Source organism: Enterobacter cloacae complex sp. IR5403 (assembly GCF_049238705.1).
Classification (GTDB): Bacteria; Pseudomonadota; Gammaproteobacteria; order Enterobacterales; family Enterobacteriaceae; genus Enterobacter; species Enterobacter hormaechei_C.
This window is the reverse complement of sequence record NZ_JBMKHP010000006.1, coordinates 128,694-145,360: the sequence shown is the minus strand read 5'-3', so window position 1 is coordinate 145,360 and position 16,667 is coordinate 128,694. Positions and strand designations below refer to the sequence as shown.

Annotated in this window: 18 protein-coding genes; 12 read left to right on the top strand and 6 right to left on the bottom strand. The window is 54.0% G+C overall.

The window, feature by feature from the left end; translation table 11 throughout:
• The first annotated feature begins 407 nt into the window (after nt 1-407).
• Together ACOTW6_RS11060 and ACOTW6_RS11055 are read left to right on the top strand one after the other, a co-directional pair.
• The gene (locus ACOTW6_RS11060; protein ID WP_032654009.1) at nt 408-911 is read left to right on the top strand and encodes a non-heme ferritin-like protein; all 504 of its coding nucleotides are present in this window, start codon (nt 408-410) and stop codon (nt 909-911) included.
• Nucleotides 912-1,486: 575 nt separating this feature from the next.
• Nucleotides 1,487-2,830: an anaerobic C4-dicarboxylate transporter gene (locus ACOTW6_RS11055; protein WP_032654011.1), complete on the top strand. Its 1,344-nt coding sequence runs from the start codon at nt 1,487-1,489 to the stop codon at nt 2,828-2,830.
• A gap of 80 nt (nt 2,831-2,910) precedes the next feature.
• Here the strand turns inward: ACOTW6_RS11055 and ACOTW6_RS11050 are convergent, their stop codons facing one another.
• Together ACOTW6_RS11050 and azuC are read right to left on the bottom strand one after the other, a co-directional pair.
• A complete protein-coding gene (locus tag ACOTW6_RS11050; protein WP_003859683.1) occupies nt 2,911-3,162 on the bottom strand; it encodes a DUF2766 family protein in 252 nt (83 codons plus the stop codon).
• Between the two features lie 106 nt (nt 3,163-3,268).
• Nucleotides 3,269-3,352 (bottom strand): stress response protein AzuC, encoded by an 84-nt coding sequence (azuC, locus tag ACOTW6_RS11045; RefSeq protein ID WP_003859682.1) that lies wholly within the window; start codon nt 3,350-3,352, stop codon nt 3,269-3,271.
• Nucleotides 3,353-3,566: 214 nt separating this feature from the next.
• Between azuC and ACOTW6_RS11040 the strand changes: the two genes are divergently transcribed.
• On the top strand, nt 3,567-4,985 hold the full coding sequence (locus ACOTW6_RS11040) for an MFS transporter (protein ID WP_062933831.1): 1,419 nt from the start codon (nt 3,567-3,569) through the stop codon (nt 4,983-4,985).
• Nucleotides 4,986-5,027: 42 nt separating this feature from the next.
• Here the strand turns inward: ACOTW6_RS11040 and ACOTW6_RS11035 are convergent, their stop codons facing one another.
• Nucleotides 5,028-5,666: an RpiB/LacA/LacB family sugar-phosphate isomerase gene (locus ACOTW6_RS11035; protein ID WP_062933830.1), complete on the bottom strand. Its 639-nt coding sequence runs from the start codon at nt 5,664-5,666 to the stop codon at nt 5,028-5,030.
• A gap of 245 nt (nt 5,667-5,911) precedes the next feature.
• Between ACOTW6_RS11035 and yecR the strand changes: the two genes are divergently transcribed.
• Both yecR and ftnA read left to right on the top strand, forming a co-directional pair.
• Nucleotides 5,912-6,250 (top strand): YecR family lipoprotein, encoded by a 339-nt coding sequence (yecR, locus tag ACOTW6_RS11030; RefSeq protein WP_032104233.1) that lies wholly within the window; start codon nt 5,912-5,914, stop codon nt 6,248-6,250.
• A gap of 200 nt (nt 6,251-6,450) precedes the next feature.
• A complete protein-coding gene (ftnA, locus tag ACOTW6_RS11025; protein ID WP_062933829.1) occupies nt 6,451-6,948 on the top strand; it encodes a non-heme ferritin in 498 nt (165 codons plus the stop codon).
• A gap of 36 nt (nt 6,949-6,984) precedes the next feature.
• Here the strand turns inward: ftnA and ACOTW6_RS11020 are convergent, their stop codons facing one another.
• Nucleotides 6,985-7,221 (bottom strand): YecH family metal-binding protein, encoded by a 237-nt coding sequence (locus ACOTW6_RS11020; RefSeq protein ID WP_003859673.1) that lies wholly within the window; start codon nt 7,219-7,221, stop codon nt 6,985-6,987.
• 192 nt (nt 7,222-7,413) lie between these two features.
• On the opposite strand from ACOTW6_RS11020, the gene tyrP reads away from it, so the two are divergent.
• Nucleotides 7,414-8,625 (top strand): tyrosine transporter TyrP, encoded by a 1,212-nt coding sequence (tyrP, locus tag ACOTW6_RS11015; RefSeq protein ID WP_421766251.1) that lies wholly within the window; start codon nt 7,414-7,416, stop codon nt 8,623-8,625.
• A gap of 316 nt (nt 8,626-8,941) precedes the next feature.
• On the opposite strand, the gene ACOTW6_RS11010 is transcribed toward tyrP, so the two are convergent.
• Complete coding sequence (locus tag ACOTW6_RS11010; protein WP_003859671.1) at nt 8,942-9,610, bottom strand: YecA family protein; 669 nt, start codon at nt 9,608-9,610, stop codon at nt 8,942-8,944.
• Between the two features lie 411 nt (nt 9,611-10,021).
• Between ACOTW6_RS11010 and ACOTW6_RS11005 the strand changes: the two genes are divergently transcribed.
• The 6 genes from ACOTW6_RS11005 (at nt 10,022) to ACOTW6_RS10980 (ending at nt 15,630) form a co-directional block, all read left to right on the top strand.
• On the top strand, nt 10,022-11,143 hold the full coding sequence (locus tag ACOTW6_RS11005; RefSeq protein WP_062933827.1) for a branched-chain amino acid ABC transporter substrate-binding protein: 1,122 nt from the start codon (nt 10,022-10,024) through the stop codon (nt 11,141-11,143).
• A 68-nt stretch (nt 11,144-11,211) separates the two neighbouring features.
• The gene (locus tag ACOTW6_RS11000) at nt 11,212-12,126 is read left to right on the top strand and encodes an ABC transporter permease subunit (RefSeq protein ID WP_003859667.1); all 915 of its coding nucleotides are present in this window, start codon (nt 11,212-11,214) and stop codon (nt 12,124-12,126) included.
• 11 nt (nt 12,127-12,137) lie between these two features.
• Entirely contained in the window at nt 12,138-13,412 is a 1,275-nt protein-coding gene (livM, locus tag ACOTW6_RS10995) for a high-affinity branched-chain amino acid ABC transporter permease LivM (RefSeq protein WP_213789409.1), read from the top strand.
• Complete coding sequence (locus ACOTW6_RS10990) at nt 13,409-14,284, top strand: ATP-binding cassette domain-containing protein (protein ID WP_062933825.1); 876 nt, start codon at nt 13,409-13,411, stop codon at nt 14,282-14,284. The genes livM and ACOTW6_RS10990 overlap by 4 nt, the downstream gene beginning before the upstream one ends.
• Nucleotides 14,281-14,997 (top strand): ABC transporter ATP-binding protein, encoded by a 717-nt coding sequence (locus ACOTW6_RS10985; protein WP_062933824.1) that lies wholly within the window; start codon nt 14,281-14,283, stop codon nt 14,995-14,997. The genes ACOTW6_RS10990 and ACOTW6_RS10985 overlap by 4 nt, the downstream gene beginning before the upstream one ends.
• A 162-nt stretch (nt 14,998-15,159) precedes the next feature.
• The gene (locus ACOTW6_RS10980) at nt 15,160-15,630 is read left to right on the top strand and encodes a hypothetical protein (protein ID WP_047716605.1); all 471 of its coding nucleotides are present in this window, start codon (nt 15,160-15,162) and stop codon (nt 15,628-15,630) included.
• A gap of 5 nt (nt 15,631-15,635) precedes the next feature.
• On the opposite strand, the gene ACOTW6_RS10975 is transcribed toward ACOTW6_RS10980, so the two are convergent.
• Nucleotides 15,636-16,562: a LysR substrate-binding domain-containing protein gene (locus ACOTW6_RS10975; protein ID WP_062933823.1), complete on the bottom strand. Its 927-nt coding sequence runs from the start codon at nt 16,560-16,562 to the stop codon at nt 15,636-15,638.
• Nucleotides 16,563-16,667 lie beyond the last annotated feature (105 nt).

Sequence of the window (16,667 nt, the reverse complement as noted above, 5' to 3'; positions counted from 1 at the left end):
GTGAAAATTGATTTAGCTCAAATTTGATACAACAGGATATATTTGCAGATATTATTTCTGATTTAACACTTTTACAGAATTTCCCGCCAAAGAACGTTTCCTGAAACGATAAAAATGAGCAAAATTAATTTTATGTTCATAAAAATCAACAGTTTATATAAAACACAATCTCGTAACCCTCTTTCCATTCTGGGCTATATTTAAATTTGTAATGTATGGTAAACACAGCCCAATTAAGAGTTTTCTTAAGTCGAAGAGAAGCGTATGCTTATTTAAATCGAACACAGGAAGTGAATTTTCGAGTTTTTTTACCTTGCAGAAATCTATTTCTGCCCTTCAATCGTCAATACCTGCCGGGTCAGGTTAAGTAGCGGACATCAAGTCCCGCAGTCAATAAGGATATGAGAATGACTACCCAAACGATGATGCAAAAACTGAATGCCCAGATGAACCTGGAGTTTTATGCTTCCAATCTGCATCTGCATTTGAGCGCGTGGTGTTCCAGAAAAAGCCTCAACGGCACTGCCACCTTCTTTCGTACTCAGGCGCAAAGTAACGTCACGCACATGATGCGCGTCTTTAACTTTTTGAAAGCTGTCGGGGCAAACCCTACCGTCAAAGAGCTTGAAACGATTGAAGATAATTACACTTCTCTGGAAGATCTGTTCCAGAAAACGCTCGAAGAGTATGAGCAACGCTGTGCGAAGCTGAGCAAACTGGCTGATGAAGCCAAGGCGCAACAGGACATCATTACCCTCAAGTTTTTACGCGATATGGACAGAGAGCAGCAGCAGGATGGCATGCTGCTGAAGACGCTCGCAGATGAAATCCGCAATGCGAAACGCGCGGGGATTTGTCTGGAGCAGACGGACCGCCATCTTCTCGACATTGCGACCGTGCAACACCACTAAGTCCTTCACCCGCTCCCGTCAGGGCTGAGAGTTCCCCACAAAATAATGCCTGCACAGACGGCCCCCTCTCCCTTGAGGGAGAGGGCTGGGGTGAGGGGGAACATACGGCTCTGGTGGTCATTCCGTTCACTTTATGTTCCTTGCTACTCTGTCACGGCATGACCGGTGAACGTGCCAGGGTGGCTCAGTCGCCACCACCCTGGCGACCCGGGCTTCCGGCGGAAAATCGCCGCTTCGCGGTGCCTTCGGCTTATTCCTTCCGGCTTATCGGGGACGGGCGGAGGTAACATCCCTGTAAAGCCCGCCCTCTCGGCGCATCCCTGCGCCTCGCCCCGGCCTACAGGAAACGCCTCAGCGATTTACAGCCGGACCGAGGCATCGCTGAAAGCCTTCAGTTATTCTGAGGCAACGTTATCGCTTTTGCTTTCAAATTACTGGGGATCCCTCAGCCCGTCAGGGAGTGGGTACCAACTCCCTGCTTTTGCTGACATTTAACAAATCAGATCTTGCTCCCAATGAATAACCACACATCGTGTAATGATTTATTTAATTACATTCATTGACGAGGGAGCATCATGATCACCATTGAGTTTATTGTCATTATCCTCTGCCTGCTGATAGGCACCCGCTTCGGCGGGATGGGCCTGGGGCTGATAAGCGGTATCGGCCTGTTTATTTTAAGTTTTGTCTTTGGTCTGCAACCCGGTAAACCGCCGGTTGACGTGATGCTCACGATCCTCGCCGTCATCGGCTGTGCGGCCACGCTACAAACCGCCGGTGGCCTGAATGTAATGATGCAGTTTGCAGAGCGCCTGCTGCGTAAACATCCCCAGCACATCACCCTTCTCGCACCGTTTACCACCTGGATGTTGACCTTCCTGTGCGGGACCGGCCACGTCGTCTACACCATGTTTCCCATTATTGCGGATATCGCCCTGAAAAAAGGCATACGCCCGGAACGGCCGATGGCGGTGGCCTCGGTGGCCTCTCAGATGGCGATCACCGCCTCCCCCGTTTCCGTGGCCGTCGTTTCGCTGGTCTCGATTCTGGGTGCGCAGCACGGCATCGGCCACGCGTGGGGGATCCTCGAAATTCTGGCCGTCTCCGTACCGGCCTCACTGTCTGGCGTCGCCATTGCAGCACTGTGGAGCTTACGCCGCGGGAAAAACCTCGCAGACGATCCTGAATTTCAGGAAAAGCTGAAAGATCCGAAACAGCGGGAGTTTATCTATGGAGGAACGGAGACGTTGATGGATCAGCGCTTCCCGAAACAGGCCTACTGGTCCACGTGGATCTTCTTCGCCGGGATTGCCGTAGTGGTCCTGCTGGGTGCGCTGCCCGAGCTGCGTCCGGCGTTTGAGATCAAAGGCAAAATGACGGCCCTGTCGATGAACCTTGTCATTCAAATGATGATGCTGATCGCCGGGGCCATCATGCTGATGACCTGCAAGGTGAATGCGTCGGCCATTTCAAACGGGGCGGTGTTTAAGGCGGGGATGGTCGCGATTTTCTCGGTGTTTGGCGTGGCATGGATGAGCGATACTTTTTTTCAGGCGCATCTCGACGAGCTGAAAATGGCGCTGGAGGGGGTGGTGAAGAGTCATCCCTGGACGTATGCCATCGTGCTGTTCCTGGTATCAAAACTGGTCAACAGCCAGGCTGCGGCCTTGACCGCGGTCGCCCCGATGGGGTTGATGCTGGGCATCGATCCGAAAATGCTGGTGGCCTTCTTCCCGGCATCCTACGGCTACTTTGTGCTGCCCACCTATCCGAGCGATCTGGCTTGTATCGGGTTCGATCGCTCCGGCACCACCCGCATCGGTAAATTCATCATCAACCACAGCTTTATTCTGCCGGGGCTGATTGGCGTCAGTTGTGCCTGCGTGGTGAGCTATCTGCTGGTGCAGACGTTCTTCTGATCCTTCTGCGGGCGACAGGCTCTGTCGCCCTTCGACGTAAAAGCAGAAAAGAGTTTCTAATTTTAAAACATCGGTTTATTTTAGTGTGACTCACCCTGCGGTGTGAAGCGGAGTTCAATCAGCGCAATCGCTTTCTGGATCGCGCGGAGCGTAACCGGGTCCGCCGCAGCAGGATGGTTGGTGAAATCGATGTTTTTCAGTTGGGTCGACATCTTTTCGCGTACCTCAACCGGCGCGATAACGTCAATCACATCAAGGATTTGTTTGATAACCAGCTGGCAGGCGACGACGTCAGATACCAGTTCCTGATCGGCGCTCAGGTTTTGTGACATGGGGTTCTCCTTATTCAAAGGCCGCCATAGTAGCAAAACAGACGCCCTTCCATCTCCCTCTCGTCGACCGCAGACATAAAAAAACCTGCCGAAGCAGGTTTTTTTATCAGAACATCGCACCCGGTGGGACGTCTTTAAACGTTGTGCAGTAGTTTGCCCACATGCTTTTCAGGATTTTGCGCAGTTTCATTATGTTGCTCCAGTAACGTGTTATGCAGGTGTTATCGTCAATACGCTTATAATATGACCACCATCACAAAAATCAACCATTTTGTGACCTGTGTCACGGTTATTAAACCCTCAGTGCTGCTGGTTTGTTAAAAAAAGCCATGATAAATCCGCACGTTACAGGCTTATAAATTCCAGTAAATGTTTATAAAATTTTTTGAGCGAGCAGGAAGAGAATGAGTGAAAACGTATCCGGCAAAGAGAGCCGTGGATTATCACCTGCGGCGCTGCTGGTGGCCGGTGCTTTCTTTATGGAGTTTCTGGACGGGACGGTGATTGCCACCGCGCTGCCGGATATGGCAAAAAGCTTCGGCGTACAGGCGGTGGATCTGAATATCGGCATCAGCGCCTATCTGATCACCCTGGCCGTGCTGATCCCCGCCAGCGGCTGGATCGCCGACCGCTTCGGCGCGCGAAAAGTGTTTGCCCTCGCGCTGGCGATCTTCACGCTGGCCTCGGTATTGTGCGGCCTGTCCACCACGCTCGATCAGTTCGTCGCGATGCGCGTCCTCCAGGGCATGGGTGGCGCGCTGATGGTGCCCGTGGGTCGCCTGGCCGTACTGCGCACCACGCCAAAACATCAGCTCATCACGGCAATCGCCACCCTGACGTGGCCTGCGCTGGTCGCGCCGATCATCGGCCCGCCGCTGGGTGGGTTCATTACCAGCTATGCCGACTGGCGCTGGATCTTCTTTATTAACGTGCCGCTGGGGATAATCGCCATTTTGCTGGCGCTGCGCATCATTCCAGACCTGCATGAAGATACGCGCCGACCGTTCGATTTACCGGGTTTTGTTGTCACCACCCTTGCCATGGTGAGCCTGGTTTATGCGATGGAGTTGATGGGCGCAGAGCCTCTGCGGACAGGATTAACCGCCACGCTGTTTATCGTCGGTATTGTCGCGTTAAGCCTGGCGCTGCGTCACTTTAAGCGGGCAACCTGGCCGATGATCAGGCTCGATGCGATGCAGGTGCCAACGTTTCGCGTCACCCTGTACGGCGGATCGCTGTTTCGCGCTTCCATCAGCGCGGTTCCGTTCCTGCTACCGCTGATGTTCCAGGTCGGCTTTGGCATGGACGCGTTCCATTCTGGCCTGCTGGTGCTGGCGGTTTTCGTTGGCAATCTCACCATTAAACCGGCGACGACGCCGCTGATCCGCAGCCTGGGGTTTAAGCGGCTGTTGCTGATTAACGGTGTGTTGAATGTCCTGGCGTTGCTGGCCTGCGCGTTTCTTACGCCGCAGACGCCCGCGTGGCTCGTCATGCTGATCCTCTATCTGGGCGGCGTTTTCCGTTCGATTCAGTTTACGGCCATCAGTACGCTGGCCTTTGCGGATGTGCCCCCGGCGCAGATGAGCTATGCCAATACCCTGTTTTCAACCGCAACGCAGCTTGCCGTGGGGCTTGGGATCACGCTCGGGGCGATTGGTATTCGTATCGGGGAAAAAGTCAGTGAGGCGATGGGGATTGCCGGTATGCCGGGAATGAGCTTCCGGCTGGCATTTGTGGCGATCGCGCTAATCTGCCTGGTGGGAATGGTTGACACGCTGCGTCTGACCAAAGATGCAGGCAGCGCGGTCTCATCGAAAAAGTAACGCTATCTGCCGGGCAGGCAACGCACCGCCCGGCAAATTAAATCAGCCAATAATACCGCGCACGAAGGCTTCAATCTCTTTGTCCTGGCAGTTCTCGAAGAAGCACTGCTGGAAGCGCTGGCCTGAGACGGCGGTTTTAACCAGCTCAGGATCGATTGCACGCAGGGTATCCAGATAGTTTTCTTTCACCACCGCCGCTTTCACCTGGTTCAGAATCCCGGCGTTACGCACCTGCGGCTCTTTACGCTCTGGTGGATAGCCTTCGCCATTGCGTCCGGTAAAGGCTTTCTCAAAGATAAAGCGTACGTTCAGTTCTGCCCCCCAGCCGAAGCCCTTCGCAAACGGCAGAGAGAGCGCGTTACCGTTGTTGATTTGCGCAAACAGGAAGGCATCCGCAGGATCGATGCAGTAACCGCAAATCACACCCGGATGGATGTTCAGGGACATCAGCGCGCCCTGCCCGGTACCGCAGCCGGTAACAACAAAATCGACTGCTTTCGCGTTAAGCAGAATGCTCGCCATGATGCCCAGGTGAATATAAGTGAGATGATGATCGTTCTCATCACTCATACCGACGTTATAGACCGGGAAACCTTTCTCATCAGCAACGGCTTTCAGCTCATTAAGGATGATGGGATTCTTAGCGGCCTGGCTGTTTTCCATCATCAGTGCAATTTTCATCTTGTCTCTCCTGAATGCATGGCGGGCGATCCCGCTGTGGATACCTTTTCAACTTAACCTTACTATCAAACAAACGCACTTTCAAATTAAGTGAAAACTTGTTTTAAAAAACAAAGCTGCGCTCACAATTTCGCGCGGTGGCCCGGCTCGTTGCACGGTGAGAGGGTAGATCCTCCGGCTATTCCGGCCATTGCGTGCCATCGCGTTGGTTACAATGGCGTATTTCCCGTCACGCAGAGTGAACCATGAAAAGAGTAATCATAGCCGGAACGATCCTGTTGCTCGCCGGGTGCAGCATCAACCGTCAGGCAGAAGTCAGCAGTACGGATGCCCCTAACGGAATTGTGCGCCTCGACTATGGCCAGGCCATGCTGCAAAACGCCTGGTCTGATGACTATGTTAATAACGGTACGGCAACCAAAGCCTGCCAACATATGGGCTATGCCACCGCGTCAGCCTACGGGCAGCCAATTAAAACCTGCACTCTGATCAGCGGTTCACTCTGTCTGAACGAAAGTGTGACCATTCAGTATAAATGTCAGGGATATGCCGTTACCTCTTCCAGCCAGAATCCGTGGTATTAACCGCTACTGCCAGTCACGCTGGCAGTTTATTTAATAAGAACTAAAACAATTCTCATTAATAAATAAAAATGGCGGCAATGCGTTTTATTCCCATTCGTATTTTTAATAAAGAAATATTTATTTTACTTTTTGCAAATAATTAAATAACAAATTATAGTGTCGCTCATCGTGAACCAGAATTAATAAACCGGAGCTGCACCATGTTAAAAAATGAAATGATCGACAAGCTCAATGCGCAAATGAATCTTGAGCTGTTTTCTTCCCTGCTTTATCAGCAAATGAGCGCCTGGTGCAGCTATCACAGCTTTGAAGGTGCGGCCGCCTTCCTGCGTCGTCATGCCCAGGAAGAGATGACGCACATGCAGCGTCTGTTTGATTACCTGACGGATACCGGCAGCCTGCCGCGCATTGATAACGTGGCATCGCCTTTTGCCGAATACGGCTCTCTTGATGAGTTGTTCCGCGCCACCTATGAGCATGAACAGCTGATCACCCAGAAAATTAATGAACTGGCTCATGCCGCCATGACCAGCCAGGATTATCCAACCTTTAATTTCCTTCAGTGGTATGTGGCTGAACAGCACGAAGAAGAGAAGCTGTTTAAATCCGTGCTGGATAAATTATCTCTGGCAGGTAAATCCGGTGAAGGTCTGTACTTCATTGATAAAGAGCTGTCGACGCTCGATACCCAGAATTAACAGAAAAGCGGTGCTGAGTTTTCAGCACCGCTTTATTTAATGACGGCAAATTTTACTTTCGTGAGTGGAAAATCCGTCTGCTGCCGGAATGAATTTTCCGCGCGCCGCCAGAAACGCCACCAGCTCCGCGGCTGTCATCTCTGAAGCTGAACAGGTATGGAAACGCGCCGCTTCGCCAAAGCGGGCATGTATCGCCTCTACCAGACTCTCCTCCGTATAGCGCTCACCTGACTCAATCATCATATTCAGCACGTCGTGTCCGTGAATTGACATGGTTACCTCTCGTAAATAAAAAGCAGACTAAACGCTCCCTCCACGGCACGCCTTGCGCTGGCGCAGGTTACGCCTTCCTTTTTTGTAAATTAATCATTACACCCTATGTAACGGTGATTTGACGAGATGGGGCTTTTCCCTTACTCTGCGCCGCAGAATGAGTCGCGGTATGGAAGCGTTGTAGAGGAAAGCGTGAAGAACAGAACTCTGGAAAGTATTTTTATCGTCGCCGGGACGACAATTGGCGCAGGAATGTTGGCCATGCCGTTGGCGGCTGCGGGCGTCGGGTTTGGAGTCACCGTAGTGCTGCTGGGCGGTCTGTGGGCCCTGATGTGTTACACCGCGCTATTACTGCTTGAGGTTTATCAGCATGTCCCTCCCGATACCGGCTTAGGCTCCCTGGCTGCACGCTATCTTGGACGCTACGGGCAGTGGATCACCGGTTTCAGCATGATGTTTCTGATGTACGCCCTGACTGCCGCTTACATCAGCGGCGCCGGGGAGCTGATTGCGTCAAGTATCAATGACGGCTTCGGTGCGTCGCTTTCACCGGAAACGGGCGCCATTGTCTTTACGCTGATCGGTGGCGGCGTAGTTTGCGCGGGCACATCGCTGGTCGATCTGTTTAACCGTTTTTTGTTCAGCGCCAAAATTCTCTTCCTTGTTGTGATGCTGGTGCTGCTGGCACCGCATGTGCACAAGGTTAACCTGCTCTCCCTCCCGCTGGAGAAAGGTCTGGCGCTTTCGGCCATCCCGGTTATCTTTACCTCCTTCGGTTTTCACGGCAGCGTGCCGAGCATCGTGAGCTATATGAATGGTGATATTCGCAAGCTGCGCCGCGTCTTTGTTATCGGCAGCGCCATTCCGTTGGTTGCTTATTTGTTCTGGCAGCTAGTGACGCTGGGCAGTATTGGTTCCAATACCTTTATCGGCCTGATGGCAGAGCATTCTGGTCTGAATGGATTCCTGGTTGCCCTGCGTAACGTGGTGGCCTCTTCACACGTGGAGCTGGCGGTACATCTGTTTGCAGACCTGGCGCTGGCAACGTCCTTCCTCGGCGTGGCGCTTGGCCTGTTTGACTATATGGCGGATCTGTTCCAGCGTCGCAATACCGTTGCGGGACGCTTACAGACGGGGGCGATGACCTTCCTGCCGCCGCTGGCCTTCGCGCTCTTTTACCCGCGCGGGTTTGTGATGGCGCTGGGGTATGCTGGCGTGGCGTTATCGATTCTGGCCCTGCTGCTGCCTTCCCTGCTGGCGTGGAAGAGCCGCCAGCAACATCCGCAGCAGGGGTATCGCGTAGCGGGCGGTACGCCAATGCTGTGCGCGGTGTTTGGTTGTGGGGTGGTGATTATTCTGGTGCAGGTGCTGATTGCAGCGGGAATGCTGCCGGAAGTGGGATAACTTATTTATACAGGTCCTGAGGTACTGTTCCGTTCACCTTAAGATCTACAGAATATAATTTTTTCACAGCATGTGAACGGGATAAGGGGGCCGCCGCGGCCCCCTTATCAATCCCCGCGGCCCCGCGGAAAATCGGTGCTTCGCACTGCGCTCACCTCCCGACCATCTGCCTGCGGTCGGCTCAACTCGACATCCTGTCTCGATTCGCCTCTGGCCGCCATCCATGGCGTCCAGCCCTTGTCATCTGGTCTCCGGTTCGCCGATTTTAGCGGGGACTCAACACCCGTGCCCCATTCAGGCCACAGTAATTAATGATTTAATGCAGGCAGCAGCTTTTAAACTTCTTCCCACTCCCGCACGGGCACGGGTCGTTACGCCCCACCTTCGACCCGTTAACGATCGGCTTTTTCGCTTCCGGCTGCTGCGGGTTAGCCACCCAGTAGTTATACAAACGCAGCGCCGCAGGCTGAATGCTCTCGATGCTGGCCATGTACTCCTCTTCGGTCAGCGCATCCAGCTTCTCGCTGTTCTCTTCCGTCCCGTGGAGGGCAATCACCGCCAGGTCCGCTTCCAGCGCTTCCGGCAGGGATGACCAGTCCGTCAGCGCCACGCCGCGCATGTAGCCATAGCACCACTCTTCCACCACGGTATAGCTCTGACCGTCAACGTCGTTATAGCCAAACAGCGGTTCAAACTGATCCGGGTATTCGCTCAAACGCTCGGCAATATCGTTCATGTGCTTAAAGCAGAGATCGATAAAACGGTTCATCTCACGATCGTTTTTCCAGCGCGGAATATATTTCTCACCACCCCAGACCGCCACCAGCCAGGTGTCGGGCTCCACCACAACGGGACCGGAAAGTACTGCGGTAAGCATGCCGTCCAGTTCGGACACGTCAATCACGGATGCATCGTCGTGACCGTAAGAGATTAATGTCTCTTCCAGCCACGCCATCTCGCTTTCATTTAATGGGCCTTCAGCCATTGCTGATACTCCTGATAAAAAAAACGATCCTGACATATATCGCCGCGCGTGCCTATCTGAAGTTTAGGTCTTTATTGCTGCAAAAACGTGCAAATCGTGACCGTTGCACAACTTATGGGCTTTGTTGTTAAGGAGATGTGATCTCCGCTGTAAATTCATCTCATCCCGCAAAGGCGCATAAAACGGCGCTCTATACTCAACGTGTTGTGACCCGGTCAAGGGATTAACCATTCTGGCAACCTTTTTGCTTAATGTTCTGCGCGCTTCGCGGTGCGTGGGATCCTCGCCGTATTAAGCATGAGATTGCTTCTAAAGTGCATTTTGTTCTCGCTCTTGTTTTTGGATTTACGATGCCATCAGGCGTTCGGGTTTATACCTGGTGCAAAAACCTCTTTGCTAAGGAACATAATAATGTCGCTGAAATTTACCAAAACTCCCCTCTCCCTGGTGCTGGCCGGTTGTCTGGTGACGGCCTTTTCCGCGCAGGCCGATATCGTCATCGGCGTGGCCGGGCCGTTCACAGGCCCGAACGCAACCTACGGCGATCAATACTGGCATGGCGCTACGCAGGCGGCGGAAGACATTAACGCCGCCGGTGGGATCAACGGTGAGAAAATCAAACTGGTTCAGGGCGACGACGCCTGCGAGCCCAAACAGGCCGTCGCCGTTGCCAACCGCTTAGTCGATCAGGATAAGGTGAAAGCGGTCGTCGGCCACTTCTGCTCCTCGTCGACCATGCCCGCCTCCGAGGTCTACAGCGATGCCGGGATCCTCTCCATCACCCCCGGCTCAACGAACCCGCTGATTACCGAACGTGGCATGAGCGATATATTTCGCATGTGCGGACGTGACGACCAGCAGGGCCAGGTCGCCAGCGATTTCATTCTTGATAAGCTGAAAGCCAAACGGGTGGTCATCATCCACGATAAAGACACCTACGGTCAGGGGCTGGCGGACGCCACTAAGGCGGCGCTGGCGAAACGCGGCGTGAAGGAGGTGATGTACGAAGGGTTATCCCGCGGGGAGAAAGACTTTAACGCGCTGGTGACCAAAATCGGCGCACAAAAACCGGACGTGGTGTTCTTCGGGGGCTGTCACCCGGAAGCAGGCCCGCTGGTTCGCCAGATGCGTGAACAGGGCGTGCAGGCGAAGTTCTTCTCGGGAGACTGTATCGTCAATGAAGAGATGGTCACCGCCGCCGGTGGGGCGCAGTACACCAACGGTATTTACATGACCTTCGGTAAAGATCCGCGCCAGATCCCGGACGGAAAAGCCGTCATCGAGAAATTCCGCGCCGGTAAATTTGAACCCGAGGGATACACCCTCTACGCCTACGCGTCTGTGCAGGCTATCGCGACGGCATTTAAGGCCACAAAAGGGACGGATTCCGCAAAAGCCAGCGAGTGGCTGAAGGCCAACCCTGTCGACACGGTGATGGGTAAAAAAGCCTGGGACAGCAAAGGTGACCTCAAAGTCTCTGACTACGTGGTCTACCAGTGGGATGACAAAGGCAAATATAAAGAAGTGCCATAACGGGACGGAATCTGCTCAGCGCCGGCAGGTCTGACTGTCGGCGTAACCCTTTATTCAGGTGCGCGACCATGAGTACATTCTTCCTGCAACAATTAATTAATGGCTTAACGCTGGGTTCGGTCTACGGTCTTATCGCCATCGGCTACACCATGGTGTACGGCATCATCGGCATGATCAATTTCGCCCACGGCGAAGTGTATATGATCTCCGCCTATCTCTCGGCCATTGGTCTGGCTCTGCTGGCGTTTTTTGGACTCCACTCCTTTCCGCTGCTGATCCTGGGGACGCTGGTTTTCACCATCGTGGTCACCGGGGTTTACGGCTGGACGATTGAACGCATCGCCTATAAGCCGCTACGCAACTCGACGCGTCTGGCGCCGCTGATTTCGGCCATCGGGATGTCGTTGATACTGCAAAACTACGTCCAGCTCAGTCAGGGTCCGCGTCAGCAGGGCGTCCCGACCATGCTGGATGGCGTGCTGCGTTTTCACCTCGGCGAAGGGTTTGTCCAGATAACCTATACCAAAGTCTTTATTCTCATCGCCTCGTTCGCGGGCATGCTGGTGCTGACCTGGATTATCAACCGTACCCGCTTAGGACGCATGTGCCGTGCTGTGCAGCAGGATCGTAAGATGGCCTCCATTCTGGGTATCAATACCGACAGAATTATTTCGCTGGTGTTTGTTATCGGCGCAGCGATGGCCGGGCTGGCGGGCGTGCTGATCACCATGAATTACGGCACCTTTGATTTTTACGTCGGGTTCGTTATCGGCATTAAGGCCTTTACGGCGGCGGTGCTGGGCGGCATCGGCTCTCTGCCCGGCGCGATGCTTGGCGGGCTGATTCTGGGCGTCGCAGAAGCGCAATTCTCCGGGATGGTGAACTCGGATTATAAAGACGTGTTCTCGTTTGGATTGCTGGTCTTAATTCTGATCTTCCGTCCTCAGGGGCTGCTGGGCCGCCCTGTCGTGGCTAAAGTGTAAGGAACAACGCGATGACCTCTGACGGTTTTTCCCTGAAGCGCTGCATTCTGGACTCGATTTTTTCCGGAATGATCGCCCTGATTATTTTCGGCCCGATTGCGGGCGTGATACTGGATGGTTACAGCTTTACCTTTGACGGCCAACGGCTGGCGTGGATTGTAGGCACGGTGATGATGGGACGCTTTTTACTGAGCGCCTTTTCAGCTACGGCGGCCGGAAGACGTTTACAGGCGCGGTTTGAATCCGACAATGCGGGCGTGTATGTCCGGCCACCGGCGTATAAAAGCCGCATGCGCTGGATCATTCCGCTGATTGTCACGCTGGCGATCTGCTTCCCGTTTGTGGCCACTAAATACGTTCTGACGGTTGCCATTCTCGGACTGATCTACGTCCTGCTCGGTCTTGGGCTGAACATTGTTGTTGGCCTGGCAGGGCTGCTGGATCTGGGTTATGTCGCCTTCTATGCCATCGGCGCTTACGGGCTGGCGCTCGGGTATCAGTATCTGGGGCTTGGGTTCTGGAGCATGCTGCCGCTGGCGGCGCTAATGGCCGCGGGCGCGGGCGCCCTGCTCGGCTTTCCGGTGCTGCGCATGCACGGGGATTATCTCGCCATCGTCACGCTTGGGTTTGGCGAGATCATCCGCCTGGTGCTGAACAACTGGCTCACCTTCACCGGCGGGCCTAACGGCGTTTCAGCCCCTGCCCCGACCTTTTTTGGCCTGGAGTTTGGCCGACGCGCCAAAGAAGGCGGCGTCCCCTTCCACGAGTTCTTCGGCCTGACCTATAACCCCAACATGAAGTTTATTTTCATCTATGCGGTACTTTTCCTGGTGGTGATGCTGGTGCTGTACATTAAACACCGGCTGACCCGAATGCCCATTGGACGGGCGTGGGAAGCGCTCCGTGAGGATGAGATTGCCTGTCGTTCCATGGGGCTGAATCACGTTCTGGTCAAACTCTCGACCTTCACCCTGGGCGCATCGACGGCAGGTATCGCCGGGGTGTTTTTTGCCACCTACCAGGGGTTTGTTAACCCGACCTCTTTCACCTTTTTTGAATCGGCCCTGATCCTCGCCATTGTGGTCCTGGGCGGGATGGGCTCCACCGTCGGCGTCGTACTGGCCGCCTTTGTGCTGACCGTCACGCCGGAACTGCTGCGCAGCTTTGCGGAATACCGGGTGCTGCTGTTTGGCATGCTGATGGTGGTGATGATGATCTGGCGTCCTCGCGGTCTGATCCGCATCAACCGCAGCGGATTTGCCGTGCGTAAAGGAGTGGCGCCATGAACGCAACGATTTTACGTGTAGAACATCTGATGATGCACTTCGGCGGGATCAAGGCCTTAAACGACGTCAATCTTGAGGTGCAGCGCGGCTCCATTACCGCACTCATTGGGCCTAACGGCGCGGGAAAAACGACCGTCTTTAACTGCCTCACCGGTTTCTACCGGGCCTCCGGCGGCAACATTCTGTTCAATGCACGAAATAAAACCACCAATGTCATTCAGGTGCTCGGCCAGAAATTTCAGCCGGGCGACTGGCTTAACCCGGCGCAGCTTGGTCAACGCCTGTTCTATAAGATGTTTGGCGGCACGCATCTGGTGAACCGCGCGGGTCTTGCGCGCACGTTTCAGAACATCCGCCTGTTCCGCGAAATGTCCGTTGTGGAAAACCTGCTGGTGGCACAGCACATGCGCGTCAACCGCAATCTGCTGGCGGGGGTGCTGAACACCCCTGCGTATCGTCGGGCAGAAAACGATGCGCTGGACAGGGCGTTTTACTGGCTGGAGGTGGTGGATCTGGTGGAATGCGCGAACCGTCTGGCCGGGGAAATGTCCTATGGTCAGCAACGACGCCTCGAAATCGCCCGCGCCATGTGTACCGGCCCGGAGATGATTTGTCTCGATGAACCTGCTGCCGGCCTGAACCCGGTGGAGACGCACAAGCTGAGTGAGATCATCCGGTTCCTGCGCGACCACCATGACATCACGGTTTTGCTGATCGAGCATGATATGGGGATGGTAATGGGCATTTCAGATGACATCATTGTGCTCGATCACGGCGATGTGATTGCCAGAGGTAAACCGGCTGAGATCCAGCACAATGAAAAAGTGATTGCCGCGTATCTGGGCACCGACGAAAGTGAGGTAAACCTGTGAGCGAACCGATGCTTCAGTTTCAGGATGTGGATGTTTTCTACGGGGTGATCCAGGCGTTGAAGCAGGTTTCGCTTGAGGTTAATAAAGGGGAAACCGTAGCCCTGATTGGCGCTAACGGCGCGGGGAAGTCAACATTACTGATGTCTGTCTTTGGTCAGCCCCGGATCCGCAACGGGCAGATCCTCTTCTGCGGCGAGGATATCAGCCAGAAATCTACCCACTATGTTGCCACCGGCGGCATCGCGCAGGCACCTGAGGGACGACGCATTTTCCCGGATATGTCTGTAGAAGAGAACCTGCTGATGGGGACAATCCCCGTCGGCAATCAGCATGCAGCGGAAGATATGCAAAGCATGTTCGACCTCTTCCCTCGCCTCAAGGAGCGACGTAACCAGCGGGCGATGACGCTTTCCGGCGGTGAACAGCAGATGCTGGCTATCGCCCGCGCGCTGATGAGCCGTCCTAAACTTCTGCTGCTGGATGAACCCAGCCTCGGCCTCGCGCCAATCGTGGTTAAACAGATCTTCCAGACGCTGCGCGAGCTGGCCCGTAACGGAATGACAATTTTTCTGGTCGAGCAGAATGCGCACCACGCGCTGAAGTTGTCCGACCACGGTTATGTGATGGTTAACGGCCAGATTCGGTTAAGCGGCAGCGGCGAGGCGTTGCTGAAGGATCCGGAGGTGAGGAAGGCGTACCTGGGTGGCGTGTGAAACGAAAAGGCCATAGTGAGAAAAACTCACAGTGATTGCCATTATTAATCGTTTTTCTGATGCGACCGTATTCAAATATCATCCTCACGACCCGCCTTTGCGCGGGCCGAGAAACGTTCAGCCGCAAACTGAATAATAATGATAAGAGGATCCGGGGCAAACATGACACTTGATGCGTTATATCAGTTAATGAAAACTGTATTACCACCTGACAGCGATTCAGCCAATGATTTACAGGATTTTATGGCCATGCTTATGGCGACGAAACATCACTCAGAGGCTCTGTCACCGTTTTCGCAGCGCGTGTACATGCTGTCCGTTGCCCATCGCGACCCTAAGCAAGCGGCTGCGCTGATTTCAGCCTGTCATCCTGAAGCAGGAAAGCCCCTTCCTCTGCTCGACTTTTCCGGCTGGCCGCACGTGCGTTACGCCACGTCGGGTGAATTTCAGACGCCCGAGTCCGAGGCATATTTTCACAAGATTACGTCTGCCGCCACGATATTACGCGCGGCAATCATCGAGGCTGAGCAGCAAAAAAATACCCCTGCTTTTTATATTCTGGATAAGGTGCTCAGCCTGAACAGCGCTTTACCAGAACGCTATAAAAAGATGGCAAACATCTCTTACTCATAACGGTATTAATACACCCGGCTTTCATCGTATTCCAGATAAAGAATATCCAGAGCCGGAACGACCGGGGTATGGTTTTGCAGCCAGGCCAGAAGATGCTGAATGCTCTCTCTTTTGAGTGAATTTTTTGGCCAGACGAGGTAGTAGCCATCCCCCGTCGCGATAGCTTCCCTGAAAGGCAGGCCCAGCAGGCCACTTTTCAGGGCATCAAGCGTGAGATGCAGGTCGGCGATAGCGATGCCGTGCCCGTTCATCGCGGCAATACTCCCCTGTTCAAGGGTGTCAAACACCATACCGCTGCTCATATCGAGCCCCGGGAACAATCCTGTTCTTCGCAGCCAGCGTCGCCAGTCCCGTCTGTCCGGTGAAGGATGTATCAGATCGCATTGCGGAAGCCGCTGCCGTGCCGGTTCGATAAGTGATGGGGTACAAACCGGGATAAGCCATTCATGAAAAAGCAGCTGGCTTTCCGTTGTGTCACCAAAACGCCCATTGCCGAGAAGAATGGCGCAGTCGTAGGGCTCAAGATTGAAATCAACGGTGTCAATGTCCATCCAGACGCTGGCAATCTCAACCTGTGGTTTTGCATGGTTGTTGCGAAAAGATCGCAGCACGTCGAGAAGCCATCTCATGGTCAGGGTGCTGGGCGCTTTTAACCGCAGCAGGTGGTTTTCACTGCGAAATACCCGGCAGGCCCATTCAATGCTCGTGAAGCTTTCGTTCAGCTGCCCGGCAAGCACTCGCCCGGCTTCAGTGACCTCCACGCGAGGACCTTGCCTTTTGAAAAGCTCGCAGTCGAACCACAGTTCAAGGGTACGAACATGTCTGCTGACTGCGCCCGGTGTAATATTGAGCGTTTCAGCGGCTTTACTGAAGGAGTTCAACCGCGCAGCAACTTCAAACGCACGCAGTGCATACAATGGCGGTAAAGACATAGCGTCCCTTAAATGAGGTGATGGCATGGGGAATCAGGATCGCAAACCTGCAAATCTTCACACTGCAAATCGCGCCCGCTACACGATAGCATAATGGGTATCTGT

Coding starts and splice junctions, on each gene's coding strand:
- ACOTW6_RS11005 (WP_062933827.1), top strand. CDS start 10,022: ATGTCGCTGAAATTTACCAAAACTCCCCTCTCCCTGGTGCTGGCCGGT.
- ACOTW6_RS10980 (WP_047716605.1), top strand. CDS start 15,160: ATGACACTTGATGCGTTATATCAGTTAATGAAAACTGTATTACCACCT.
- azuC (WP_003859682.1), bottom strand. CDS start 3,352: ATGAAACTGCGCAAAATCCTGAAAAGCATGTGGGCAAACTACTGCACA.
- ftnA (WP_062933829.1), top strand. CDS start 6,451: ATGTTAAAAAATGAAATGATCGACAAGCTCAATGCGCAAATGAATCTT.
- ACOTW6_RS11010 (WP_003859671.1), bottom strand. CDS start 9,610: ATGGCTGAAGGCCCATTAAATGAAAGCGAGATGGCGTGGCTGGAAGAG.
- ACOTW6_RS11050 (WP_003859683.1), bottom strand. CDS start 3,162: ATGTCACAAAACCTGAGCGCCGATCAGGAACTGGTATCTGACGTCGTC.
- ACOTW6_RS10975 (WP_062933823.1), bottom strand. CDS start 16,562: ATGTCTTTACCGCCATTGTATGCACTGCGTGCGTTTGAAGTTGCTGCG.
- livM (WP_213789409.1), top strand. CDS start 12,138: ATGACCTCTGACGGTTTTTCCCTGAAGCGCTGCATTCTGGACTCGATT.
- yecR (WP_032104233.1), top strand. CDS start 5,912: ATGAAAAGAGTAATCATAGCCGGAACGATCCTGTTGCTCGCCGGGTGC.
- ACOTW6_RS10990 (WP_062933825.1), top strand. CDS start 13,409: ATGAACGCAACGATTTTACGTGTAGAACATCTGATGATGCACTTCGGC.
- ACOTW6_RS11055 (WP_032654011.1), top strand. CDS start 1,487: ATGATCACCATTGAGTTTATTGTCATTATCCTCTGCCTGCTGATAGGC.
- ACOTW6_RS11020 (WP_003859673.1), bottom strand. CDS start 7,221: ATGTCAATTCACGGACACGACGTGCTGAATATGATGATTGAGTCAGGT.
- ACOTW6_RS11040 (WP_062933831.1), top strand. CDS start 3,567: ATGAGTGAAAACGTATCCGGCAAAGAGAGCCGTGGATTATCACCTGCG.
- ACOTW6_RS11000 (WP_003859667.1), top strand. CDS start 11,212: ATGAGTACATTCTTCCTGCAACAATTAATTAATGGCTTAACGCTGGGT.
- ACOTW6_RS11060 (WP_032654009.1), top strand. CDS start 408: ATGACTACCCAAACGATGATGCAAAAACTGAATGCCCAGATGAACCTG.
- ACOTW6_RS11035 (WP_062933830.1), bottom strand. CDS start 5,666: ATGAAAATTGCACTGATGATGGAAAACAGCCAGGCCGCTAAGAATCCC.